The sequence below is a fragment of the Streptomyces sp. NBC_00425 genome, assembly GCF_036030735.1.
In the GTDB taxonomy this organism is placed as follows: Bacteria; Actinomycetota; Actinomycetes; order Streptomycetales; family Streptomycetaceae; genus Streptomyces.
The window spans coordinates 3753879-3777780 of the sequence record NZ_CP107928.1; the positions used below are offsets into that span (position 1 = coordinate 3753879).

Here is a 23902-nt window from a genome sequence, read left to right on the forward strand (position 1 = left end):
CGCGTCGGCCCGGTCAGGCTCCGCCGGCGCCCGGCACCGGGAACGCGCCCGTCGCCCGCCGGGTGATCTCCCCGTACACCTCGGGGTCGGTGGTGTACTCGCCGAGCACGCACGTCTTGCGGCTGCCGTGGTAGTCCGAGGAGCCGGTGACCAGCAGCCCGAGGTCGCGGGCCAGCCCGCGCAACCTGGCGCGGGTGTCCGCGTCGTGGTCCATGTGGTCGACCTCGATGCCGTCGAGACCGGCGGCCGCCAGCTCGCCGATGACCGCCTCCGGCACCGTGCGCCCCCGCTTGCTCGCGCCCGGGTGCGCGAAGACGGTGACCCCGCCGGCCCCCTTGACCAGCCGGATCGCCTCGAAGGGGTCGGTCTCGTGCTTTCCGACGTGGGCCCGGCCGCCGTCGGCCAGCCAGTCCCCGGTGAAGGCGTCGTTCACGGTCGGCACGACGCCGAGCTCGACCAGGGCGGTGGCGACATGCGGACGTCCGACGGAACCCTCACCCGCGATCCGCGCCACCTGCTCCCAGGTGACGGGCACGCCCAGGTCGTTCAGCCGGGCGATCATCGCGCGCGCCCGGGGCACCCGGTCGTCCCGCACCAGCTCGCGTTCGGCGAGCAGAGCGGGCTCCTCGGGATCGAAGAGGTAGGCCAGCATGTGCATGCTGATCCCGTCGACACGACAGGACAGCTCCGCGCCGGTGACGAGGGTCAGCCCCTCGGGCAGCGCGGCGACGGCCTCGGCGTGTCCACGCGTGGTGTCGTGGTCGGTCAGCGCGACGACGTCCAGTCCGGCGGCGGCGGCGTTGCGCACCAGCTCGGCCGGGGTGTCCGTACCGTCCGAGGCCGTGGAGTGGCAGTGCAGATCGATGCGCACGACGCGGACTCCAGTCGGGGGACGGGCGGATGGGGACGCTCCAGCATAGCCGGAAATCAGACCGCCTCTGTCACACCCGAAACCCCCTTGCACCCCCTACACGCGGAGGCAGCTACGGCTCGAGGAGGCGCGGCGACAGCGCCCCGCAGGGCACCAGATCCACCTCCGCCCCCGCGTCCCGCAGATCCGTCAGCACCAGCTCGTCGTACATGAGCAGGCCGGACTGCTCGGGCCACACCACCGCCCAGAGCCACAGCCCCCGCGCCTCGCCCGCGAAGACCGCGCGATCGTCGGGAGTGGCCGAGACGTGCCACAGCGGTGTGGGCCGGCCTGCGGCGAGGAGCTTGGCCTGCGGAGGTTTCTCGACGCTCATGTACGGCCCCGGGTCCGGCCCGTCGACGCCGGCGTAGCGTGCGCCGAGACCGACGCCGAGCTCCTCGGCGACCAGGATCAGCTCACCCATGCCGCCGAGCGGTGCGGGCCCGGAGCAGGCCACCGCGGTGGCACGGCCGCCGCTGCGGTCGTCGCCCGCGTAGGTCACGCCCGTGAAGAGCCAGCCGACCGGCAGCGGCCACGGCATCCACACCGGCACCTGGGTGCGGTGCACGACGACACTGAGCGCCTCGACGCTGGGCGGGATCACAGGCTGCAGCGGATGGACCGTCCCGTGCACATCGCACTGCCAGGAATCGGCGAAGAGTCCGGGAGCCCTGACCCGGCCACCACACTTCGGGCAACTGGGTTCGCCCCTCATAGAGCCCCACGGTCCTACCCGAGCACGTCCACGTCAAGGACGATCACCCGTCCGGACCGAACCGGTTGCCCTCCGGCGATGTACGTGTAACTTGCATTAATTAGCCGAGCTAACTTACTATGTGCATATACCAACCATCTCGGAAGGGTGAGACGCACCATGGACCCATTCGACGCGGGGGCCGGAAGCATCCTGCGACAGCCGAAGGCGGTGTGGGCGACGGCCGGCGCATCCGTCGTCGCCTTCATGGGCATCGGCCTGGTCGACCCGATCCTGCCGTCCATCGCCCAGGGGCTGGACGCCACGGCCGGGCAGGTCTCCCTGCTCTTCACCTCGTACTTCCTGATCACCGCGATCGCGATGCTGGTCACCGGCTTCGTCTCCAGCCGCATCGGCGGCCGTCGGACGCTGCTGTCCGGCCTCGCCCTGGTCGTCGTCTTCGCGGGCCTCGCGGGCACCTCGGACTCGGTCGCGCAGCTGGTCGGCTACCGCGCCGGCTGGGGACTGGGCAACGCCCTCTTCGTCTCCACCGCGCTCGCCGTCATCGTCGGCGCGGCGGCCGGCGGCAGCGCGGCCGCCATCCTGCTGTACGAGTCCGCGCTCGGCCTCGGCATGGCCTGCGGACCACTGCTCGGCGCGCTGCTCGGCGACGCCAGCTGGCGCTACCCGTTCTTCGGCACCGCGTTCCTGATGGCGATCGGCTTCCTGTGCATCACGGTGTTCCTGAGGGAACAGCCGAAGCCGGCCCGCAAGACCTCGCTGCTGGACCCGCTCAGGGCGCTCGGCCACGGCGGTCTCGCCTCCGCCGCCGCATCGGCCTTCTTCTACAACTACACGTTCTTCACCGTGCTGGCCTTCACCCCCTTCGTGCTGAACATGACCCCCTACAAGTCGGGAGCGGTGTTCTTCGCCTGGGGTGTGCTGCTCGCGGTCTTCTCGGTCCTCGTGGCCCCGCGACTGCAGAAGCGGTTCGGCTCGCTGAAGGTGCTCGGCGGCTCGCTGCTGCTGCTCGCCGCCGACGTGCTCGTACTCGGCTACGGCGACCACACCACGGCGGTCGTCTGCACGATCATGTCGGGTGCGTTCATCGGCGTGAACAACACCGTCTACACGGAGTTGGCCCTCGGCGTGTCGGACGCCCCGCGCCCGGTGGCGAGCGCCGGGTACAACTTCGTGCGGTGGTTCGCGGCCGCGGCGGCGCCCTACTTCGCGCCGAAGATCGAGGAGTGGACCGACATCCACGTGCCGTTCGTGGTGGCGGCGGTGACGGCGGTGCTCGGCGCGGTCGTGGTCGTCGTCCGGCGCAGGGCGCTCACGGCAGAGGCGCGTGAACTCGAGCCGCGGCACGCGACGCAGGACGGCGTCGCGGTCTTCGCCGGCTGAGGCACAGACACAGGCACAGACACCGGCACCGGCACAGACACCGGCACCGCCAACCGGCTGCCGACGACGCCGCGTTGGTGACCTTCCTCACGAAGCGTCAGTCGAGCGGGACGGACCTGCGGGACGGATCCCGCAGGTCCGTCCCGTTCGTCAGCCAGCGCTCCTGGAGGGCCTGGGCGCCGTGCACGCGCTTCCAGGCGGCCTCGTTCGGGGTCATGGGCAGCAGCGGCAGGAAGCGGACCGGGTCGAGGGGCTCGTCGAGGTCGAGGTCCTCCACCAGACCGCCCGGCTCGGCGACCAGGACCGAGGTGAACGGAGCGCCCGGCCACAGCGGTCCGCCCACGTCGAGCGATGCGCCCGGAGCCACGACCACACCCTCGACCTGCGGGGACGCGGCGAGCACGGCGAGCGGACGGAGCACCTTGTCCGTGTCGGCGTCACCCGGACGGACGGACAGGAGCAGTTCGGCTCGCGGGCCCTTCACCGGGTCCGCGAGCATCGCCGTGGGGTCGCTCATCGGCTGCGCGGACATGCCGAGCGTGGCGTAGCGGACGACGTCGCCCTCACGGAAACGCAGCACCTCGACGCGGTCGGCGCCGAGGAAGGTGACCGCCGCGCGGGCGTCCGGCTCGCCCAGCGCCGTGCGCAGACGGGCGTCGACCAGAGGAAGAACATCAGCCATGCGGCGAGCATAGAACTCGTCAGTGCGCGGCAAAGCAGCACCTTGACACTTCGGTCGACTGCTACTCTGGCCCGGTGGTTCGGGGCAGCACGCTGAAGCGTCGCGGTCTAGCCCCGACGCAGACGAGACTCCCTTACGAGGGACCGGCTGGAGGAGGTGGGGCTGTCATGGATCGAAGTCACCCGTGCAGTACCACTCGCTCTTCCAACCACTGACGCAACTGCTCTGGCCTCTTCGCCTCCGGCTGGTCGCCGACTCTCGCGCTCATCTCCATGCGGAAGAGCACTTCGTTTCGTTTTGCCTGATCTGTCTGATCTGAATCAGTAGCGAAGCTCGCCACCGCGACGGAGCGGTGCTCCCCGCTTTGTGGACGTGCCAAACCTTTTCCCCCGCCTCGATGGCCGGGGAGACGCCAAGTCAGGACGTCCCCATTCCGGGCAGTTCCACCCGTCGTGGCGGTCTTTCTTTGCTCGTCGCGAAGGAGCCTGCCATGTCGATGATCCGCGACCTCCGTGCCGTCGTCCGCCCCGCCCGCCCCTCCCTGCGCAAGGGGGGCGGGCGTACGGACAGCGGCGCCTACGACACCACCCGCGACCCCGGCACGCCGTCGGCCGTCGTCGACTGCGCCGTCTACCGCGACGGCGCCCGCGTCACCTTCGCCCAGGCGCCGAACCCGCAGGAGGCCATGCGTCAGGTGCGGCGCGACGGAGGCTTCGTGTGGATCGGGCTGCACGAGCCGACCGAGGCCGAATTCGCCGGTATCGCCGCGGAGTTCGGGCTGCACCCGCTGGCCGTTGAGGACGCGGTGCAGGCCCACCAGCGGCCCAAGCTGGAGCGTTACGACGACTCCCTCTTCACCGTCTTCAAGACCATCCACTACATCGAGCACGACCGGCTGACGGCCAACAGCGAGGTCGTCGAGACCGGTGAGGTCATGTGCTTCACCGGCAAGGACTTCTTCATCACCGTCCGGCACGGCGGCCAGGGCTCCCTGCGCGCACTGCGCCACCGCCTCCAGGACGACCCCGAGCTGCTCGCCAAGGGCCCCTCGGCGGTGCTGCACGCCATCGCCGACCACGTGGTCGACGGCTACATCGCGGTCGCGGACGCCGTGCAGGACGACATCGACGAGGTCGAGACGGAGGTGTTCTCGCCCGGCCGCAAGGGCGCCCCGCGCGGCACGGACGCCGGCCGGATCTACCAACTCAAGCGTGAGGTGCTGGAGTTCAAGCGAGCGGTGTCGCCGCTGCTGCGGCCCATGCAGCTGCTGAGCGAGCGGCCGATGCGGCTGGTCGACCCCGACATCCAGAAGTACTTCCGTGACGTCGCCGACCACCTGGCCCGGGTCCAGGAGCAGGTCATCGGCTTCGACGAACTGCTCAACTCGATCCTCCAGGCCAACCTCGCGCAGGCGTCCGTCGCGCAGAACGAGGACATGCGCAAGATCACCTCCTGGGCCGCCATCATCGCCGTGCCGACGATGGTCTGCGGGGTGTACGGCATGAACTTCGACTACATGCCGGAACTGCACTGGAAGTACGGCTACCCCGTGGTCATGTCGGCCATGGTCGCCCTGTGTGTGGGCATCCACCGCACGCTGAAGCGCAACGGCTGGCTCTGAGGACGCCCGGCTAGGCTGGCGCCATGACAAGCGAGCTGATCGGCCGGGCCCACGGTGACGGAGACCACGGGGACCGGGCCCTCGTCGAGCGGGCACTCGTCGAGGAGGCCACCAAGAAGTCCGGCCTCGTCTGGGTCCGGGGCGCCGGCGAGACGGCGGCGCGTGCGCTGTGGCACGTGTGGCACGAGGGCGCGGCCTGCCTGGTCGGCGACGGGCCGGGCGAGCAGCCGCTGCCGGGACTCGTCGAGGGCGGCTCGGCCGAGGTCATCGTCCGCAGCAAGGACAAGGGCGGCCGGCTGGTCTCGTGGACGGCGCGGATCGTCGGGCTCGCGCCCGGCTCCGAGGCGTGGGATGCGGCCGTCGCCGAGCTCAGGGGGAAACGGCTGAACGCGCCCGACGGCGAGGCCATGACGGAGCGTTGGGCCCGGGAGTGCCGGGTGCTCCGGCTGGAGCCGACCGGCGACACGTCGCCGCTGCCCGACGGGGACCTCGCCGCGGCGCCCGTGCCCACCCCGGCCACGACACGCGAGGCGGCGCCGGCCGCGCTCCCGAAGCTGCTGCTGAGGAAGCGCAGACGGAAGTAGGCGCCAGGCGACCGGGCTACGACGTCGGGAGCTGCTTGCCGTAGTCCACCGTCTCGCCCTTCGCCGGCTCCTCGAGGGCGAAGTCCTTGCCCCAGGCCGAGAAGCTCAGCGTGCCCGCCCCACCGGCGCGTTCCAGGCGCAGCGGGTACGGCCTGCCCTCCAGCGACACGTCCAGCGTGCCGCCTGAGCCGCTGTCGCCGGTGATGCGGACCGTGCGGACGCCGGACTGCTCGTGGTGGCCGTCGGTGTCCAGCGTGCCGTGCAGCGTCAGCAGACCGTCGAGCAGGAGATCCTTGTCCGTGAAGCCGCTGAACTTCTTGTACGACGGGTCGCCCGTCGGCACCTTCACATACTTGCCGTCGAGCTTGTCCCCGGCCGCGGTGTCCTTGCCGTCGTCGGACTCGGCGTCCTCGTGCTTCCAGAACGCCGCGTCGGCCTTCAGGAACAGCTGCTCGCCGACCCGCAGCAGGTGGAAGGTGGCCCCCTCGGCGGTGACCGAGCCGGTGGCGCCGTCCGCCTTGAGGCGCATGTCGAGCTTGTACGTGCGCCCGCTGGTGACCACGTTCCCCGACAGGCGCACCGCGTCGACCGAGCCCGCGGCCGTCTTCGTCTTCGCCTGGATCTCCTGGGCGGGGAGTCTGCCCACCCCGTTCGTGCCCGCGTCCGGATCCTCACTGCATCCCGTCAGTCCCAGACCCACGACCAGCGCGCACAGCGCGCTCACCAGCGGGACCCGGCGCGTACGGTTCTGGGGAATCGCAGTCACGGGGGGATTCGCCTTTCTGCGGGGGTGTGCCGAGTGGCGTACGGCAGCGTACCGGGGTCGCGGAGCACCGGCGGAGCCAGTCCGTCCGGACCGCCCACCAGGGCGTATCCGATCGGGACGGGCTAGCCTTAAGCCCGCACGAGCGGGCATTCGGGAGAAGTACGTCACCCGTGACCACGCGAACGGTCGCTCCGTGGAGAGGTCCGTGAAGTGGTCCACGGAGAAGTCCGTGGAGAAGTCTGCAGAGAAGGAGGTGCGGTGATGGCAGCGGGCGCCCCGCGGATCTTCGTCTCGCACCTCTCCGGCATCCCCGTCTTCGATCCGAACGGCGACCAGGTGGGCCGGGTGCGCGACCTCGTCGTGGTGCTGCGCGTGGGCCGGCGGCCGCCCCGGGTGCTCGGGCTGGTCGTGGAACTGTCCACGCGGCGGCGCATCTTCCTGCCGATGACCCGGGTCACCGGCATCGAGTCCGGGCAGGTCATCACCACCGGCGTGCTCAACGTCCGGCGCTTCGAGCAGCGGCCGACCGAGCGGCTGGCCTTCGGCGAGTTGCTCGACCGGCGTGTCACGCTCGTCGAGACCGGCGAGGAGGTCAGCGTCCTGGACGTGTCGGTGCAGCAGCTGCCGGCCCGCCGGGACTGGGAGATCGACCGGGTCTTCGTCCGCAAGGGCAAGAAGGCGAGTGCGTTCCGGCGGGCGAAGGGCGAGACGCTGACCGTGGAGTGGTCGGCGGTCACCGGGTTCTCCCTGGAGGAGCACGGGCAGGGCGCGGAGAGCCTGCTGGCCACCTTCGAGCAGCTGCGCCCCGCCGACCTCGCCAACGTCCTGCACCACCTGTCGCCGAAGCGGCGCGCCGAGGTGGCCGCGGCCCTCGACGACGACCGCCTGGCCGACGTCCTCGAGGAGCTCCCGGAGGACGACCAGATCGAGATCCTCGGCAAGCTGAAGGAGGAGCGCGCGGCGGACGTCCTGGAGGCCATGGACCCCGACGACGCGGCCGACCTGCTGTCCGAGCTCCCGGAGCAGGACCAGGAACGGCTGCTGAGTCTGATGGAGCCGGCGGACGCGGCCGACATGCGGCGCCTGATGGCCTACGAGGAGCACACCGCGGGCGGCCTGATGACCACCGAGCCGATCGTCCTGCGGCCGGACGCCACCGTCGCCGACGCCCTCGCGCGCGTGCGCAACCGCGACCTCTCCCCCGCCCTCGCCGCGCAGGTCTACGTCTGCCGCCCGCCCGACGACACGCCGACCGGCAAGTACCTCGGCACGGTCCACTTCCAGCGGCTGCTGCGCGACCCTCCGTACACCCTGGTCAGCTCGATCCTCGACGACGATCTGCAGGCCCTGGCGCCGGACGCGGCGCTGCCGGTCGTCGCCGGGTTCTTCGCGACGTACGACATGGTCGCCGCCCCCGTCGTCGACGAGGCGGGCTCACTGCTGGGCGCGGTGACCGTGGACGACGTCCTGGACCACATGCTGCCCGAGGACTGGCGGGAGACGGAGTTCCACCTCGACGAGGCCGCGACCGAGGAGGTGGCCTCGCATGACTCCTGAGCGCGAGAGCGGCGGGCGCGCCGAGCGCACCCCGGCCGGCGCCACGGCGTCCAGCCGGCACCGGGCCCGGCTGGACCAGCCGCGGCCGCCCCGGCACCGGATCCTGCCCGAGTGGGACCCGGAGGCCTTCGGACGGCTGTCGGAACGCATCGCGCGGTTCCTGGGCACCGGACGGTTCATCGTCTGGATGACGATCGTCATCATCGTCTGGGTCCTGTGGAACATCTTCGCCCCGCGTGACCTGCGCTTCGACAACTACCCGTTCATCTTCCTGACCCTGATGCTCTCGCTCCAGGCCTCCTACGCGGCCCCGCTGATCCTGCTCGCGCAGAACCGGCAGGACGACCGCGACCGGGTCAACCTGGAACAGGACCGCAAGCAGAACGAGCGGTCCATCGCCGACACCGAGTACCTGACCCGGGAGATCGCCGCCCTGCGGATCGGTCTCGGCGAGGTCGCCACCCGGGACTGGATCCGCTCCGAGCTCCAGGACATGGTCAAGGAACTGGAGGATCGGCGCGACGGGCGGCACGAACACGCCGTATTCCCGGCAGAACGGTCGCGGGGACGTGACGTAGACGACCGGTGACGGGCTTACCGGGGCCACCGCGGCGCGCCGTACCATCGTGTTTATGGCTAGCGAAGACGCGGTGCGCGAGGCACTGGCGACGGTGAACGACCCCGAGATCAACCGGCCCATCACCGAGCTCGGGATGGTGAAGTCGGTGGAGATCGGTGCGGACGGGGCGGTCGCGGTCACCGTGTACCTGACGGTCTCCGGCTGCCCGATGCGCGAGACGATCACGCAACGCGTCACGGACGCGGTCTCCGCCGTGGAGGGCGTGACCGGCGTCGACGTCGTCCTGGACGTGATGAGCGACGAGCAGCGCAAGGAGCTGGCGAACGCCCTGCGCGGCGGCCAGACCGAGCGCGAGGTCCCGTTCGCCAAGCCGGGCTCGCTGACCCGCGTGTACGCGGTGGCGTCGGGCAAGGGCGGCGTCGGCAAGTCGTCGGTGACGGTGAACCTGGCGGCGGCGATGGCGGCCGACGGCCTGAAGGTGGGCGTGGTCGACGCCGACATCTACGGCCACAGCGTGCCGCGCATGCTGGGCGCGGACGGCCGTCCCACCCAGGTCGAGAACATGATCATGCCGCCGTCCGCGAACGGCGTGAAGGTCATCTCCATCGGCATGTTCACCCCGGGCAACGCCCCGGTCGTCTGGCGCGGCCCGATGCTCCACCGCGCGCTCCAGCAGTTCCTGGCGGACGTCTACTGGGGCGACCTGGACGTGCTGCTGCTCGACCTCCCGCCGGGCACCGGCGACATCGCGATCTCGGTGGCCCAGCTGGTCCCGAACGCCGAGATCCTGGTCGTGACGACCCCGCAGCAGGCGGCGGCCGAGGTCGCCGAGCGGGCGGGCTCGATCGCCGTCCAGACCCATCAGAAGATCGTCGGCGTGGTGGAGAACATGTCCGGCCTGCCCTGCCCGCACTGCGGGGAGATGGTCGACGTCTTCGGCACGGGCGGCGGACAGTCGGTGGCCGAGGGCCTCACCCGCACGACCGGCGCCAACGTCCCGGTCCTCGGTTCCATCCCGATCGACGTCCGGCTGCGCGAGGGCGGCGACGAGGGCAAGCCGGTCGTCCTGACCGACCCCGAGTCACCGGCGGGTTCCGCGCTGCGGGCCATCGCGGGCAAGCTGGGCGGCAGGCAGCGCGGCCTGTCGGGACTGTCGCTGGGGATCACCCCGAGGAACAAGTTCTAGGGCGGTTCCGCCCCAGAGACGTTCGCCCGCCCGTGAGCCGTGCGCTCAGGGGTGTCACGACCATGAGGGTGCCCTCCGCTCGGGGGGCACCCTTTCCGTCGTGTCCAGGCGTACTCGGCCGCGTCGTGTCTAGGCGTACTCGGCGATGTCCTTGATGGCGGAGAAGCCGAGGCCGTACGCGCTCATGCCGCGTCCGTACGCCCCCAGATGCACCCCGCCCTCGGTGGAACCGGCCAGCACCCAGCCGAACTCGGACTCGCGGTAGTGGAACGGGGTCGGCACGCCGTCGACCGGCAGGGACAGCGTCGACCAGTCCGGCCCCGCGAGGTCGTCGGCGAGGACCCACGCCGTCTCGGTCTGCTGGTCCAGCCAGTCGTCGCGCAGGCTGTGGTCCATCTGGCCGGGCCAGGTGAAGGACAGCAGGCCCACGCCCGCCAGCCAGGCCGCCGAGGACACGGAGGTGGCCTCCAGCAGACCGGTGCCGTCCGGGCTGCGCCGGACCGGGTTCGCGGCGACGGTCACGACGACCGCGAACTTCCCGCGGTCCTCGCCCGCCGTCTCGTGCCGCACGGAGGGCTCGTCGCCGTGTCCGACGCAACCGTGCTCGACGGCCCCGTCGGCCGCCGTGCCCACCTGCATCAGCCAGCGCGGCCCCGTGAAGGCCTCGTCGAGGCCGTACCAGGGAAAGGGTGCCTCCAGATAGCCGTCGACCGTACGCCGGACGGAGGGGACCTGCGGTCCGTCCTCCGCGGCCGGCGTCTGCGCGACTGCCCGACTCGTCGTCTCCATCTGCCCGGACGCCTCCTCGTTCTCGACGGAACGACCGGCCCGCCCCCCTTCGGGCGTACTCGTCCGCTCCGCACAACAACCAGGCAGCATAGCCACCCTGCTCCCGGCTGCCGGGAATCCACCCGGCGCGTGCGGCGTGCGCCCCCTCACACCAGGGGGGCGCGGGTGACTCAGGTGGCGTCCGCGTCGAAGGGCGGACGGTCGTCCCCGCCCGGCTCATCGGGCTTCTTGGTCATGTCGACGCGACCGCCGCCGGACGAGGACGGCGAGGAGGAGGAAGAGGACGAGGAGGTCGAACCGGAGCCTGCGGCGTCCGTGTCGCGGCTGTGGACCGCGTCCGTGACCTCGGCCATCTCCTTCTTCAGGTCGAAGCCGTTGCGGATCTCCTTGAGCCCCAGCTCGTCGTTGTCCAGCTGCTTGCGGATGAACGTCTTGGGGTTGAGGTCCTCGAACTCGAAGTCCTTGAACTCCGGCCCCAGCTCGCTGCGGATGTCCGCCTTGGCGCTCTCGGAGAACTCGCGGATCTTCCGGACGGTGCGCATCACGTCCTGGATCACCTTCGGGAGCTTGTCCGGACCGAAGACGAGCACGGCCAGGACGATGATCGTCACCAGCTCGAGCGGTCCTATGTCATTGAACACCTGAAGCTCCTTGCGATGTCCGCGGTCCTCGGTCCTCGGGCCCTCAGTGGTCAGTTCGGGTCTTCCGTGGTCCGGGCCGGGTCCACGGTACCTGTCGCACCTGTCGCACCGGTACTGTCCAGGGCCCTCCGAGTGCGTGTACGCGGCCGGTTTTCCGCGATGTTTGCCATGTCGGACCGACTTTCACGGTCCGACCTGTGACGTTTCTGTCAAACGCCGGGCGAGCGGGCCGCACGTGGCCCGGAGCGCGGCGCGTCAGCCGCCCCCGGACGAGCCGAGGACCAGCGTGAGGCTGCGCTCGGCGCCGTCGCGCAGGATCGTCAGCCGCAGACGGTCGCCGGGGCGGTGGGCGCGGGTTCTGACGATCAGCTCCTCGCCGGAGTGGACGCGCTGTCCGTCGACCTGGGTGACGACGTCCCCGGCCCGCAGACCGGCCCTGGCGCCGGGGCCGCCCGCGGTGACCGGGGGGCCGCCGTCACCGGCCTTCGCGCTGATCCGGGCGCCGTCGCCGGCGTACTGCAGGTCGAGGGTGACGCCGATGACCGGGTGGGTCGCCCTGCCGTTGTTGATCAGCTCCTCGGCGACCCGCTTGCCCTGGTTGATGGGGATGGCGAAGCCGAGGCCGATCGAACCGGACTGCGCGTCGCCGGCGCCCACGCCCTCGTCGGCGGAACGGATCGCGGAGTTGATGCCGATGACGTGGCCCTGCGCGTCGAGGAGCGGCCCGCCCGAGTTGCCGGGGTTGATCGGCGCGTCGGTCTGCAGGGCGTCGACGTACGACACGTCGTCGGCGTCCGCGCCGCCGCCCCCGGCCGTGATGGGCCGTTCCTTGGCGCTGATGATGCCGGAGGTGACGGTGCCCTCGAGGTCGAAGGGGGCGCCGATCGCGACGACCGGGTCGCCGACCCGCACGTTGTCGGAGTTGCCGAGGTACAGGGGCTTCAGCCCCTTCACACCGGTCACCCGCACCACGGCGAGGTCGTATCCGCTGTCCCGGCCGACGACCTCGGCCTTCGCGGTCTGCCCGCCGTTGAAGACGACGGTTATCCCGCCGTCGCTCCCGGCCGGCTCGACGACGTGGTTGTTGGTGAGGATGTAGCCGAGGGAGTCGAGCACGAACCCGGTGCCGGTGCCGCCCTCGTCCTTGCCGCTGACGTGCAGGGTGACGACGCTGGGCAGGGCCCGGGCGGCGATCCCGGCCACGCTGTCCGCGTCCCGCCCTGCGGGCTCGGCGGACGCCTGCGGCAGCCTGACCGGGTCGAGCCCGCCGTTGCGCTCGAGATACACGCCCACGGCTCCGCCCAGCACGCCGGACACCAGCGCGACGGCCAGGGCGCCGGCGACCAGCTGCCGGCGCACCCGTCGCCGTCGCTCTCCGGCGGCCAGGGCCTCGGCCCCGCTGTGCTGCCAGGGCCCGCCGTGCTCATGCGTCTCCCGCCGCGACGCGGCGGCCCACGGGTCGTAACGCTGCCAGGGGTCGAAGCCCGCGCCACCCACGGACGGGCCGGACGGTACCGCTCCGGATGATCCGGATGATCCGGCCGACGAGGCGAGGAGGTGCCCGGAGTCGGCGAGCGCGGCGGGCACCGTGCCGTGAGCGGGCTCCGGCGCGGGCGCCGCAGCCGAATCCGGCCCCTGCACGGCGCCGGGAGCAGCGGCGGTGTCCGGCGCCGCATCAGCGGGCACCGGACACGGCCCGGGACCGGCCGGAAACGGAGCCGCCTGCTGCGGGACCGGCGGGACCGACGCGGGGACGGTCGCGCCGGGAGCCGTCGCGGGGCCGGGGGCGGAGGCGACGGCCGGGTGCTGGACGGGAGGTGCGGGTGCCCAGGGACCCGGCTGGCCGTACGGCGGGGTGCCGTACGGGTCGGGGTCGTGCAACGGCTTGGGGCGCTCGACGGCGACCGACTCCGGCGCGACGGGTACTACGGCGGCGGGACCGGGGGTGGGGGCGGGGGCGACAGCGGGAACGGCGTCGACGCGGGCGACGCCGGAGTCGGGGTCGGCGGGCGGTGCCGGCGAGCCAGGCCCGCCGAAGACCTCATCGTCGGGACCGACGCCACCGTGGACGGCGTCGGCCGTGCCGGACGCGTCTGCCCTGCCGGAGGCATCGGAGACGGCGTCACGTTGGGCGCCGTCGGCCGTGCTGGGCGCGTCGGGGGGCGCGTCGGCGAAGCCGGCCTCGACCGGTCCGGTGTCGGCGGCGTGTGCCTCGCTGGACGTCGGGCCCTCAGGCCGGGTCACATGCGTCGGACCGGCTTCGTCCACCGGGCCGGCGGGCCGGGCCAGTTCGAAGTCGCCGTCCGCGGTGTGCCGGTCTCCCGTGGGTTCCTGTGGTCGAGGCCGGCTCCACCACTTCGCCTTCGTGGGCTTCCCCTCGTCCATGCTCTCCCCACCCGCGCACTCCGCTTTCGCGTCCGGCTGCCTGGCCGGACGCGGTCGTCCCTGGATTCAACCAGGTTCGCGGCGGAGTGGCGCGGGCCCTGCTCAGCGAGCGTTGCGGAGGAAGGGGGAGGAGGAGGGGGCGGAGGTGGTGTCGGGGACGGGTGCGGCGAGCAGACCGATGCCGGTGACCTGAGGCGAGGCGCTCCAGGCGGTCAGCGAGATCGGCGGGGTCGTGCCGAGCGGACGTATCAGCGGGGACATCGCCGCGGCGCCGGCCACCATGGGCGTGGTGAGCCGGTGCAGGACCTGGTCGCTCCGGCCGTCGGCGGGTGCGGGGACGCCGGGCAGCAGCGGGGCGGAGACCTCGGTCGGGGCGGCCGGGGTGTCGCCGAGCTGACCGCCCTGGGAGAGCAGGGGGCCCGCGGCGCGGCGACGCTGGTTCTCCGATGTCGCCGAGGAGCCCGTGCCCGTGGTGCGGGCCGGTGTCACATTGCTTCCGGCGCCCGCTCCCGCCCGACCGTCCGCGGTCGTGTCGACCGGGGCGACGGTGGTCATCCCGCCGAGCGCGATCGCGGCCAGCGACACCGCGCCGGCGGCGACGAACGCGAACCGCATGCTGCGGGAGCGCTCGGAGTCATGGCGTTCGCCGCCACGGCCCAGAGGGTGGATGCGGAAGCTCCGGTCCGACGTGGGGGAGAGCACGGAGCCGTGGTCGCGGGTCGGCACATAGCCGAACTCGAACGGCTCGTCCCGTCGCGGGCCTCTCACTCCGAAGACTCCGTCGCCGAAGCCGCCGCCGCCCTGCGGGGTGCCGCCGGGGCCTGGATCGCCTCCCCCGGGGAGGCCCTGGAGCCGGGCCAGAAAGCTTTCGGAGGGTGCGGGCGGTGCGACTTCCGCGAAGACGTTCTTCAGCCGGCGCTGCGCGTCGACCTCCGACTTGCACTTGGGACAGGTCGCCACGTGCGCCAGCACGCGCTCACGGGTGTCGTGACCGAGCTCGCCGTCCACCAGGGCCGAGAGCCGGTCTCCGAGATGCTGCTCCGCGAGGAGCCTCTCGGCTGCGTTGTGTCGGGATCCACTCACGCGGTCGCGCCCCCTCCTCCCAGAGCGGGCACACGCGCCATGAGGGAGCGGCGTCCGGCGCGCGCCTCGGGCGCGCGGTGCGCGAGGGCCTTGCGCAGCTGGGACCGGCCGCGGTGGATGCGCGAGCGGACGGTTCCCAGCTTGACGCCCAGGGTCGCGGCGATCTCCTCGTAGGAGAGGCCCTCGATGTCGCAGAGGACGACGGCGGCGCGGAACTCCGGCGCGAGGGTGTCGAGGGCCTGCTGGACGTCCGCGTCGAAGTGGGCGTCGTTGAAGAGCTGCTGAGGGGTGGGCTCTTTGCTGGGCAGCCGCTCGGCCGCGTCGTCGCCCAGCGCGTCGAAACGGATGCGCTGCTTGCGGCGGACCATGTCGAGGAAGAGGTTGGTCGTGATGCGGTGCAGCCAGCCCTCGAAGGTGCCCGGCGTGTACGTCGACAGGGAGCGGAAGACGCGGACGAAGACTTCCTGGGTGAGATCCTCGGCGTCGTGCTGGTTGCCGGTCAGCCGGTAGGCGAGCCGGTAGACCCGGCCGCTGTGCATGCTGACGATCTCCTCCCACGTGGGCGGAGTCCACGCCTGCCCGTCCGCGTCGGTGGTGAAGGTCGCGGTCTGGGCTTGTCCGGCGGCGGCGCCGGCGTGGCTGTGGTCAGCAGCGGTGTCGTTCACGGATTTCGGCCTGCCCGCCGACCCGAGAAAGCGCCGCAGCACTCCTCCCCGATCCACAGGTACGGCCGCACCTCCCCTGTCGGCTCTGGTGGTGTCCAGTGGAGCCCCTACCATAGCCACCTCGCCCGTTAGCTCCGGATAAGCGGTTTTACGAGAGATTGATGTGCTCCGACCGGGCTCGCACGGCTGCATCAGCGCCTGGTCGGCGCCCGGTCCACCATCGTGATCCAACTGTGTCCCCCCGTCGTCGTTCCCACCCCTTCAAACGTCCGGTCCCATCTGCGGGTTCCCGGCGGCAACGGATACAGTCACGCCGAGGCAACCACGGGGACAGGAGAGGGTCATTACCGGCAACCGGCAGGCAAGCTGGGCGTTCGCCGACGCCTATGCCGCCGAGGACGAAGCGCTGCGCTGGGCCCGCGACCGGGCCCGCGACGCAGGGCTGCGCTCGGTGTCGCCCAGCACGGGCGCCGCGCTGCGGATGCTCGCCGCCGCCGTGGACGCGAAAGCGGTCGCCGAGATCGGCACCGGTACCGGCGTCTCCGGGATCCACCTGCTGTACGGGATGCGTCCGGACGGCGTCCTGACGACCGTCGACCCCGAGCCGGAGCACCAGCAGTTCGCCCGGCAGGCCTTCCGCGCCTGCGGCTTCGCCAGCAACCGGGCCCGCTTCATCCCGGGCCGCGCGCTCGATGTGCTGCCCCGCCTCGCGGACGCCGGCTACGACCTCGTCTTCTGCGACGGCGACCGTCTGGAGCTGCAGGAGTATCTCGCTGAATCGTTGCGCCTGCTGCGCCCGGGCGGCCTGGTGGCCTTCGAGGGCGTCTTCGCCAACGGGCGCACGGTCGACTCGGGGCCGCAGCCCACGGAGGTCATACGCATCCGGGAGCTGCTGCGGGCGGTGCGGGAGAGCCAGGAGCTCGTGCCCTCGCTGCTGCCGGTCGGCGACGGGCTGCTGTGCGCGGTCAAGCGCTGACGGCGTCGACGGCCCGCGCGCCCCGTCCGCCCCGCTGACGGAGGTCCGGCGGCGGCCGTCGGGCCCCCGGGCGGCCGTTGGGCCGTCAGGGTCCGTGGCCCTCTCCCGGACGTTTGCCGGGGATCGCGGGAGGCGTGCGAAGACGACTGCTCCGGCGCCCAGAAGGACGCCGGAGCAGTCGAAGAGAACAGGGTCGCTTGCGCGTCAGCCGACGACCTTCTTCAGGGCGTCGCCGAGCGCGTCGGCCTCGTCAGGGGTCAGCTCGACGACGAGCCGCCCGCCGCCTTCGAGCGGAACGCGCATGACGATGCCCCGCCCCTCCTTGGTCACCTCGAGCGGGCCATCACCCGTTCGCGGCTTCATGGCCGCCATGCTCGTTCCCCTTCCTGAAACCAGCTCATCGCCAAAGCCGACGGCCCGTGGAGGGCAGCCGCGATCCAGCGTGGGACACGCGACACCGGCATCGAACACATTGCTTCCCAGCCATTATCCCGCATCTCAGGACCCGATGACCAACATCAGTCGGCATCGCTTGGGCAACGCGCGCGAGCAAAACCACTCAATTCGGCGATGTGACTGCGATACTGCGCCACCGCACGGACTTCCGCGCACCGGAAATCGTCCCGAATTCTTTGACGCAGGTCACACGTCGCGTCCGGTCCGCGGACGGTGATCTCCGCCATGCTGTCCTCGTACACCGGACGTACTGACGAGTAATGCGTCGAAGCCGCGACGCGGAGGGGAAACTCCATGGCCGACACCGTGCTCTACGAGGTGAGCGACGGGCTCGCGACGATCACGCTGAACCGCCCCGAGGCGATGAACGCGCTGAACGTCGAGGCGAAGGTCGCGCTCCGGGACGCGGTCCGGGACGCGGCGGCCGACGACGCCGTACGGGCCGTCCTGCTGACCGCCGCGGGCGAGCGGGCCTTCTGCGTGGGGCAGGACCTCAAGGAGCACATCGGGCTGCTGGCCGCGGGCTCGGGCGAGGTCATGAGCACCGTCAAGGAGCACTACAACCCGATCGTGCGGGCCCTGACGGAGGCCCCGAAGCCGGTGGTCGCCGCCGTGAACGGGGTCGCCGCGGGCGCCGGCCTCGGGTTCGCGCTGGCCGCGGACTACCGCATCGTGGCCGACACCGCGTCCTTCAACACCTCGTTCGCCGGGGTGGCGCTGACCGCCGACTCCGGCGTGTCGTGGACGCTGCCCCGGGTCATCGGTCCGGGCCGGGCGGCCGACCTGCTGCTCTTCCCGCGCAGCATCACGGCGAAGGAGGCGTACGAGCTGGGCATCGCCAACCGGATCGTCCCGGCGGCCTCGCTGCGCACCGCGGCCGAGCAGCTGGCGCGGATGCTGGCCGAGGGTCCGACGGTGGCGTACGCGGCGATCAAGGAGGCGATGGCCTTCGGGTTCTCGCACTCGCTTGCCGAGACGCTGGACAAAGAGGACGAGCTGCAGACCCGGGCGGGGGCGTCCGAGGACCACACCATCGCGGTGCGGGCGTTCGTCGAGAAGGGAACGCCGAAGTACCTGGGCCGGTGAGCCCCGGGGGCGGCCCCGCGGGCCTCAGCCGGCCCGGCTCACGCAGCTCTCGAGGTGGTCGTCCACCAGGCCGCACGCCTGCATCAGGGCGTACGCCGTCGTGGGCCCGACGAACCGCAGGCCGCGCTTCTTGAGGGCCTTGGACAGGGCCGTCGACTCGTCGGTGACCGCGGGGACGTCCGCGAGGGTCCTGGGGGCCGGGCGGCCGGACCGGTCCGGGGCGTGGGACCAGATCAGCTCGTCCAGGTCGCCGGGCGCCCAGTCGGCGAGCACGCGCGCGTTGGCGACCGTGGCGTCGATCTTCGCGCGGTTGCGGATGATGCCGGGGTCGGCGAGGAGGCGGGCACGGTCCTCGTCGGTGAAGACGGCGACCGAGGCGATCTCGAAACCGGCGAAGGCGGTGCGGAAGCCCGGGCGGCGGCGCAGGATCGTGATCCAGGACAGGCCGGACTGGAAGGCCTCCAGGCTGAGGCGTTCGAACAGCGCGTCGTCGCCGTGGACCGGTCGGCCCCACTCCTCGTCGTGGTACGTCACGTAGTCCGGCGTGGACAGGGCCCAGGGGCAACGCAGCGCCCCGTCCGCGCCCGCGCGGGCGCCGCCGTCGCTCACCTCTGGTCCTCCGGGGCCTGCTTCTCCATCGAGACGTGGGAGGCGGCCGGGCGGGCCTGCGCGCCGGCCAGCGCGGACTCGAGGTCGGCGATGCGGGCGTCCCGCTCGGCGAGCTCGGCCGCGAGGCGGTTGAGGGCGTCGTCCACGTCCGTCATGCGGTACCCGCGGGCGGCGAGGGGGAAGCGCAGGCGGTCGACGTCGGACCGGTCGAGCGGGCGGTCGGGGGGCAGCGGGTCGTGCAGCCGCTCGGCGGCGACCTCCGGCAGCGGGCCGGTGCCCTCGCCGCCGCCCAGCACGGCGAGGGTCACCGCGGCGACCACCACGGCGAGCGCGATGACCAGGAACAAGAACATAACCATCGGTGGGCCCCCACGCTCGGTGTGCTCGGAGTGATGTGTGCGGGTCCGATCGTGCCATGCGGGTGTGGCGGCTAGGGTCGCAGCCGGTGGTTGTGCAGGACGTTCGAGGAGAGGTCACAGGGGATGCTCAGGCTGGGCAGGCGTGAATTCGGCGCGCACGAGCCGGTGATCATGGCGATCGTGAACCGGACCCCGGACTCCTTCTACGACCAGGGCGCGACCTTCCTCGACGAGCCGGCCCTCGCGCGCGTGGAGCAGGCGGTGTCCGAGGGGGCGGCCATCATCGACGTCGGCGGGGTGAAGGCCGGCCCGGGCGAAGAGGTGACGGCGCGGGAGGAGGTCCGGCGGACCGTCGGCTTCGTGGCCGAGGTGCGGCGGCGCTTCCCGGACGTGGTGATCAGCGTGGACACCTGGCGGGCCGAGGTCGGCGAGGCGGTGTGCGAGGCGGGCGCGGACGTCCTGAACGACGCGTGGGGCGGCGTGGATCCGGGGCTGGCGGAGGTCGCGGCGCGCTACGGGGCGGGGCTGGTCTGCACGCACGCGGGCGGTGCGGAGCCGCGGACGCGTCCGCACCGGGTGACGTACGACGACGTGATGGCCGACATCCTGCGGGTGACGCTGGGGCTGGCGGAGCGGGCCGCGGGGCTCGGGGTGCCGCGGGAGTCGATCATGATCGATCCCGGGCACGACTTCGGGAAGAACACCCGGCACAGCCTGGAGGCGACCCGCCGGCTCGGCGAGATGGTGGAGACGGGCTGGCCGGTGCTGGTCTCGCTGTCCAACAAGGACTTCGTCGGGGAGACGCTGGACCGGCCGGTGAAGGAGCGGGTGGTGGGCACCCTGGCGACGACGGCCGTGTCGGCGTGGCTGGGGGCGCAGGTGTACCGGGTGCACGAGGTGGCGGAGACACGCCAGGTGCTGGACATGGTCGCCGCGATCGCGGGGCATCGGGCGCCGGCGGTGGCGCGGCGGGGGCTCGCGTAGTCCTCCTCGCTCCGCCGCCTCTCCCCCGGTCCGGGGAGCTGAGCGCCCCTCACCCGTCCGGGAGCCGCGCCCCCGGACGGGCTGAACGTCAGCGGCCCGCTTCCTTCGACACCAGGGCCACCGCCTCCTCGACGTCGTCCGTGACGTGGAAGAGGAGGAGGTCCTTCTCGGCGGCCTTGCCCTGCGCGATCAGGGTGTTCTTCAGCCAGTCGATCAGACCGCCCCAGTACTCCGTGCCGAACAGGACGATCGGGAAGCGGGTGACCTTCTGGGTCTGGACGAGGGTGAGGGCCTCGAACAGCTCGTCCAGCGTGCCGAGACCGCCGGGCAGGACCACGAAGCCCTGCGCGTACTTCACGAACATCATCTTCCGCACGAAGAAGTAACGGAAGTTCAGGCCGATGTCGACGTACGGGTTGAGCCCCTGCTCGAAGGGCAGCTCGATGCCGAGGCCCACGGAGACGCCGCCCGCCTCGCTCGCGCCCTTGTTGGCCGCCTCCATCGCGCCCGGGCCGCCGCCCGTGATCACGGCCCACCCGGCGTCGACGAGGGCGCCGCCCAGCCGTACCCCGACCTCGTACTCCGGTGAGCCCACGGGCGTCCGGGCGGAACCGAACACGCTGATCGCCGCGGGGAGTTCGGCGAGGGTGCCGAAGCCCTCGATGAACTCCGACTGGATGCGCAGGACCCGCCAGGGGTCGGTGTGCACCCAGTCCGAGGGGGCCCGTTCGTCCAGCAGCCGTTGGTCCGTCGTGCTCGTCTGCACCTGGTCCCGCCTGCGGAGGACCGGTCCCAGGCGCTGTTCGTCCGGTGGCTGCTTCTTGCCCTCGGGGTTCCCTGTAGCCATGGTGAGCTCCCTCCGCTTGCGTCGGTTCCACCTCAGCCTAGATCCACCCGGGTTACGGACGCGGGACGTCGGCGTGTCCGCCGTGCAGCGCCGACGCGCCGGAGCTTCCCTCAGGCCGTCAGCCAGGCCCGCAGCCGCTCCTCGCCCGCCAGGATCTTGGCCGTCTCCACGCGTTCGTCCCGCTTGTGCGCCAAGTGCGGGTTGCCGGGGCCGTAGTTGACGGCGGGCACGCCGAGGGAGGAGAAGCGGCTCACGTCCGTCCAGCCGAACTTGGGCAGCGGGGTGCCGCCCACCGCCTCGATGAAGGCCGCGGCGGCCGGGTGGGAGAGGCCGGGCAGCGCGGCGGCGCTGTGGTCGTCGACCGTGAACTCCGCCACCCCGCAGTCGGCGAAGACCTCGCGGACGTGGGCGAGCGCCTCCTCCTCGCTGCGGTCCGGCGCGTAGCGGAAGTTGACGGTGACGACGCACTCGTCGGGGATGACGTTGCCGGCCACACCGCCAGTGATGCCGACCGCGTTGAGGCCCTCGCGGTACTCCAGTCCGTCGATGACGGGCCGGCGCGCCTCGTAGGCGGCCAGGCGGGCCAGGATCGGGGCGGCCGCGTGGATCGCGTTGGAGCCCATCCAGCCGCGCGCCGAGTGGGCCCGCTCGCCCCGCGTCCTCAGCAGCACCCGCAGGGTGCCCTGGCAGCCGCCCTCGACCTGGCCGTCGGAGGGTTCCAGCAGCACCGCGAAGTCGCCCGCCAGCCACTCCGGGCGGGCCTCGGCGACGTGCTTGAGGCCGTTGAGCTCGGCGGCGACCTCCTCGTTGTCGTAGAAGACGAACGTCAGGTCGCGGTTGGGGGCCGGCACCGTCGCCGCGATGCGCAGCTGGACCGCCACCCCCGACTTCATGTCGCAGGTCCCGCAGCCCCAGAGCACCCCGTCCTCGTCCAGCCGCGACGGCACGTTGCCGGCGATCGGCACCGTGTCGATGTGACCGGCGAGGACCACGCGCTGCGCACGGCCGAGGTGCGTGCGGGCGACGATGTTGTTGCCGAGCCGGTCCACCGTGAGGTGGGGCAGCGCGCGCAGGGCGATCTCGATCGCGTCCGCGAGCGGCTTCTCGGCGCCGCTCTCCGAACGGAAGTCGACGAGCCTCGCGGTCAGTGCGGCGGCGTCCAGAGTGAGGTCAAGCGGGGTGTCGGCCATGCCGTCGACCCTAACGCGCCGGTCGTCGGCCCTGCTCTTCCCCACCTCTGCACATCCGCCTCCTCCTTTTCACTACTCTCCAGTACCTTGGACGCGTGCCGAAGCAGTCACCCTCCTCCAAGCGTCGCGGCCGCCTGCTCCGTTTCGGGGCGGCCTGCGTGGTCCTGTCCGCCGTCGCGGGTTATGTCGTGGTGCAGTACGTCGCCGGCGGCACCGGCGATCCGGGCTGCAGAGTCGTTTCCGCCGACGGGACGGCGGCGTACGAGTTCACGCCGGAGCAGGCGGTGAACGCGGCCACGATCGCCGCGGTCGGCACCGACCGGGCCCTGCCCGAGCGGGCCGTGGCCATCGCGCTCGCGACCGCCATCCAGGAGTCCGCGCTGCGCAACCTCGCCCACGGCGACCGGGACTCGCTCGGTCTGTTCCAGCAGCGGCCCTCGCAGGGCTGGGGCACCGAGGAGCAGGTCACCGACCCCGCCTACGCGGCGGACGTCTTCTACAAGCACCTGGAGAAGGTGCGGAACTACACCGAGTTGCCGCTCACCGTCGCCGCCCAGCGGGTGCAGCGCAGCGGCTACCCGGAGGCGTACGCCAAGCACGAGGGGGACGCCGTGCTGCTGGCCGCCGCCCTCACCGGCACCTCGCAGGCGACGCTGACCTGCGACGGCCGCTCGGTCGCCACGACGGCGACGGCGGCGGGCGCGACGACCACGACGGCCACCGGGCCGGCGGCGGTCCGGACGGCGCTGCAACGGGACTTCGGGCGGGCGGCGCGTCTGCAGACGGACGACAAGGACACCTCGTCGTCCTCGTCCTCCTCGTCGTCGTCGCCGCCGGCCGATGTGCCGGCCGTCGAGAGCGGGGAGCGGACCATGATGCTGCCGGTGTCCGAGGACACCGCCGCCGGCGGCCGCAGCGTCGACGAGCGCGGCTGGCAGCTGGCGCACTGGGCGGTGGCGAACGCTTCGGCGCTGCGTATCGAGCGCGTCTCGTACGCGGGCCGGGAGTGGGTCTCGGGGACCTCCGACAGGCGGTGGCGGACGACCGGTTCGACCAGCGCGGAGGGCGTCGGGGCCGCTGCGGCGGCCGGCGGCGGCGGCGTACGGATCGTCACCGCTCAGTAGTGCGGGACGTCACCCGGCCGGGTCATGTACGGATGCCCCGTTCGGCGGGGTGCGCAGGTTTTCGCGCCGTCACCCTCCTGCGCACGGAATCCCTTGCGGGCAAAGGGGTCCGCGCTTTGCCGGAATTTCACATCGGGCAGCTTTTGCCCGTTTTTATACGCAGCCGATAATGCGACGCATTACCAACTCTTTGCATCGGCGGTGCGCAACCTTCGCGGTTCTCGAGCGGTAGTCACTGCGTCCGGGCCCGGACAGTCCTTGTTCTCTCCCGTCGAAGGAGCATCATGTCTCTCCCCCTGACCCGCCGGATCGCCCGTGCCGCGCTGCTCGTCGCTGCGGGAGCGGCCGCCGGAGTCGGTGCGGCCGGCTCCGCCGGCGCGGCCCCCGCCCTGCCCGCCACTGCGAACCTCGGCGGACTGACCGCCCTGGACACGGCGAACGTCGGCAGCACGGTCGACGGCGCGACGCACCACGTCACCGGGCTCGCGGACAAGGCCGGCGGCAAGACCGTGCAGAAGGCGGCGCCGGTGGCGCAGAAGACGGCGGGCGAGGCGGCGGGCTCCGCCGGCGGTCTCCTCGGGGACACCGCGTCGACCGCCACCAAGGGCGGACTGCCGACGGACTCCCTCACCAAGGGCGGGCTGCCCGGCGCCCAGACCCTGCCGGTGAAGAGCCTGCCGCTCGGCTGACACCGACGACGGGGCCCTGGGAGTCCGCTCCCCGG

26 protein-coding genes are annotated in these 23902 nt (G+C 72.1%); 11 read left to right on the forward strand and 15 right to left on the reverse strand.

The genetic code is table 11. The features are described from left to right. Nucleotides 1-13: 13 nt before the first annotated feature. Nucleotides 14-871 carry a PHP domain-containing protein gene (locus OHS82_RS15800; protein ID WP_057584338.1) on the reverse strand — a complete coding sequence of 286 codons (858 nt, stop codon included), beginning with the start codon at nt 869-871 and terminating at the stop codon, nt 14-16. Nucleotides 872-983: 112 nt separating this feature from the next. Next, nucleotides 984-1625 (reverse strand): DUF6758 family protein, encoded by a 642-nt coding sequence (locus OHS82_RS15805; protein ID WP_057584339.1) that lies wholly within the window; start codon nt 1623-1625, stop codon nt 984-986. 159 nt (nt 1626-1784) lie between these two features. On the opposite strand from OHS82_RS15805, the gene OHS82_RS15810 reads away from it, so the two are divergent. Then, nucleotides 1785-3008: an MFS transporter gene (locus OHS82_RS15810; protein ID WP_328434048.1), complete on the forward strand. Its 1224-nt coding sequence runs from the start codon at nt 1785-1787 to the stop codon at nt 3006-3008. Between the two features lie 97 nt (nt 3009-3105). Here the strand turns inward: OHS82_RS15810 and OHS82_RS15815 are convergent, their stop codons facing one another. Then, nucleotides 3106-3690, reverse strand: coding sequence for a suppressor of fused domain protein (locus tag OHS82_RS15815; RefSeq protein WP_057584341.1), 585 nt, complete (start codon nt 3688-3690; stop codon nt 3106-3108). Nucleotides 3691-4180: 490 nt separating this feature from the next. Between OHS82_RS15815 and OHS82_RS15820 the strand changes: the two genes are divergently transcribed. Together OHS82_RS15820 and OHS82_RS15825 are read left to right on the forward strand one after the other, a co-directional pair. Next, the gene (locus tag OHS82_RS15820) at nt 4181-5311 is read left to right on the forward strand and encodes a magnesium and cobalt transport protein CorA (RefSeq protein ID WP_057584342.1); all 1131 of its coding nucleotides are present in this window, start codon (nt 4181-4183) and stop codon (nt 5309-5311) included. A gap of 23 nt (nt 5312-5334) precedes the next feature. Beyond that, nucleotides 5335-5895, forward strand: coding sequence for a hypothetical protein (locus OHS82_RS15825; protein WP_079041617.1), 561 nt, complete (start codon nt 5335-5337; stop codon nt 5893-5895). Between the two features lie 16 nt (nt 5896-5911). On the opposite strand, the gene OHS82_RS15830 is transcribed toward OHS82_RS15825, so the two are convergent. Then, nucleotides 5912-6661, reverse strand: a complete 750-nt coding sequence (locus OHS82_RS15830; protein ID WP_328434049.1) for a hypothetical protein — start codon at nt 6659-6661, stop codon at nt 5912-5914. Nucleotides 6662-6922: 261 nt separating this feature from the next. On the opposite strand from OHS82_RS15830, the gene OHS82_RS15835 reads away from it, so the two are divergent. The 3 genes from OHS82_RS15835 to OHS82_RS15845 are packed head-to-tail and all read left to right on the forward strand — an operon-like array spanning nt 6923 to nt 9984. Then, nucleotides 6923-8218 carry a magnesium transporter MgtE N-terminal domain-containing protein gene (locus OHS82_RS15835; RefSeq protein ID WP_057584344.1) on the forward strand — a complete coding sequence of 432 codons (1296 nt, stop codon included), beginning with the start codon at nt 6923-6925 and terminating at the stop codon, nt 8216-8218. Then, nucleotides 8208-8807: a DUF1003 domain-containing protein gene (locus OHS82_RS15840; RefSeq protein ID WP_057584345.1), complete on the forward strand. Its 600-nt coding sequence runs from the start codon at nt 8208-8210 to the stop codon at nt 8805-8807. The genes OHS82_RS15835 and OHS82_RS15840 overlap by 11 nt, the downstream gene beginning before the upstream one ends. A gap of 43 nt (nt 8808-8850) precedes the next feature. After that, entirely contained in the window at nt 8851-9984 is a 1134-nt protein-coding gene (locus tag OHS82_RS15845) for an Mrp/NBP35 family ATP-binding protein (RefSeq protein ID WP_057584346.1), read from the forward strand. A 129-nt stretch (nt 9985-10113) separates the two neighbouring features. Here OHS82_RS15845 and OHS82_RS15850 read toward each other — a convergent pair whose 3' ends face one another. The 5 genes from OHS82_RS15850 to sigE form a co-directional block, all read right to left on the reverse strand. Further along, nucleotides 10114-10773: a hypothetical protein gene (locus OHS82_RS15850; RefSeq protein WP_057584347.1), complete on the reverse strand. Its 660-nt coding sequence runs from the start codon at nt 10771-10773 to the stop codon at nt 10114-10116. 170 nt (nt 10774-10943) lie between these two features. Next, nucleotides 10944-11414 carry a sec-independent translocase gene (locus OHS82_RS15855; RefSeq protein ID WP_057584348.1) on the reverse strand — a complete coding sequence of 157 codons (471 nt, stop codon included), beginning with the start codon at nt 11412-11414 and terminating at the stop codon, nt 10944-10946. 255 nt (nt 11415-11669) lie between these two features. After that, the gene (locus OHS82_RS15860) at nt 11670-13799 is read right to left on the reverse strand and encodes a trypsin-like peptidase domain-containing protein (protein ID WP_057584349.1); all 2130 of its coding nucleotides are present in this window, start codon (nt 13797-13799) and stop codon (nt 11670-11672) included. Nucleotides 13800-13901: 102 nt separating this feature from the next. Further along, nucleotides 13902-14882 (reverse strand): anti-sigma factor family protein, encoded by a 981-nt coding sequence (locus OHS82_RS15865; RefSeq protein ID WP_328434050.1) that lies wholly within the window; start codon nt 14880-14882, stop codon nt 13902-13904. Then, complete coding sequence (sigE, locus tag OHS82_RS15870; protein ID WP_079041618.1) at nt 14879-15589, reverse strand: RNA polymerase sigma factor SigE; 711 nt, start codon at nt 15587-15589, stop codon at nt 14879-14881. The genes OHS82_RS15865 and sigE overlap by 4 nt, the downstream gene beginning before the upstream one ends. 235 nt (nt 15590-15824) lie before the next feature. Here sigE and OHS82_RS15875 point away from each other — a divergent pair, with 235 nt between their 5' ends. After that, entirely contained in the window at nt 15825-16523 is a 699-nt protein-coding gene (locus OHS82_RS15875; protein ID WP_079041619.1) for an O-methyltransferase, read from the forward strand. A 204-nt stretch (nt 16524-16727) separates the two neighbouring features. Here OHS82_RS15875 and OHS82_RS15880 read toward each other — a convergent pair whose 3' ends face one another. Both OHS82_RS15880 and OHS82_RS15885 read right to left on the reverse strand, forming a co-directional pair. Beyond that, the gene (locus OHS82_RS15880) at nt 16728-16895 is read right to left on the reverse strand and encodes a DUF3117 domain-containing protein (protein ID WP_003966491.1); all 168 of its coding nucleotides are present in this window, start codon (nt 16893-16895) and stop codon (nt 16728-16730) included. A gap of 146 nt (nt 16896-17041) precedes the next feature. Continuing rightward, entirely contained in the window at nt 17042-17275 is a 234-nt protein-coding gene (locus tag OHS82_RS15885; protein ID WP_157876475.1) for a hypothetical protein, read from the reverse strand. Between OHS82_RS15885 and OHS82_RS15890 the strand changes: the two genes are divergently transcribed. Then, nucleotides 17274-18065, forward strand: a complete 792-nt coding sequence (locus tag OHS82_RS15890) for an enoyl-CoA hydratase/isomerase family protein (protein ID WP_057584353.1) — start codon at nt 17274-17276, stop codon at nt 18063-18065. The two genes, OHS82_RS15885 and OHS82_RS15890, sit on opposite strands and share 2 nt — an antisense overlap. Nucleotides 18066-18089: 24 nt before the next feature. Here OHS82_RS15890 and OHS82_RS15895 read toward each other — a convergent pair whose 3' ends face one another. Further along, complete coding sequence (locus OHS82_RS15895) at nt 18090-18674, reverse strand: DNA-3-methyladenine glycosylase I (RefSeq protein ID WP_057584354.1); 585 nt, start codon at nt 18672-18674, stop codon at nt 18090-18092. After that, complete coding sequence (locus tag OHS82_RS15900) at nt 18671-19033, reverse strand: DivIVA domain-containing protein (RefSeq protein ID WP_079041620.1); 363 nt, start codon at nt 19031-19033, stop codon at nt 18671-18673. The genes OHS82_RS15895 and OHS82_RS15900 overlap by 4 nt, the downstream gene beginning before the upstream one ends. A gap of 123 nt (nt 19034-19156) precedes the next feature. Here OHS82_RS15900 and folP point away from each other — a divergent pair, with 123 nt between their 5' ends. Continuing rightward, nucleotides 19157-20017 (forward strand): dihydropteroate synthase, encoded by an 861-nt coding sequence (gene folP / locus OHS82_RS15905; RefSeq protein ID WP_057584356.1) that lies wholly within the window; start codon nt 19157-19159, stop codon nt 20015-20017. A gap of 88 nt (nt 20018-20105) precedes the next feature. Here the strand turns inward: folP and OHS82_RS15910 are convergent, their stop codons facing one another. Both OHS82_RS15910 and dapE read right to left on the reverse strand, forming a co-directional pair. After that, on the reverse strand, nt 20106-20864 hold the full coding sequence (locus tag OHS82_RS15910) for a TIGR00730 family Rossman fold protein (RefSeq protein ID WP_057584357.1): 759 nt from the start codon (nt 20862-20864) through the stop codon (nt 20106-20108). Between the two features lie 110 nt (nt 20865-20974). Next, on the reverse strand, nt 20975-22054 hold the full coding sequence (gene dapE / locus OHS82_RS15915; protein WP_057584358.1) for a succinyl-diaminopimelate desuccinylase: 1080 nt from the start codon (nt 22052-22054) through the stop codon (nt 20975-20977). A 95-nt stretch (nt 22055-22149) separates the two neighbouring features. On the opposite strand from dapE, the gene OHS82_RS15920 reads away from it, so the two are divergent. Both OHS82_RS15920 and OHS82_RS15925 read left to right on the forward strand, forming a co-directional pair. Further along, nucleotides 22150-23178, forward strand: coding sequence for a hypothetical protein (locus OHS82_RS15920; protein WP_057584359.1), 1029 nt, complete (start codon nt 22150-22152; stop codon nt 23176-23178). A gap of 284 nt (nt 23179-23462) precedes the next feature. Next, on the forward strand, nt 23463-23867 hold the full coding sequence (locus tag OHS82_RS15925) for a hypothetical protein (protein WP_057584360.1): 405 nt from the start codon (nt 23463-23465) through the stop codon (nt 23865-23867). Nucleotides 23868-23902 lie beyond the last annotated feature (35 nt).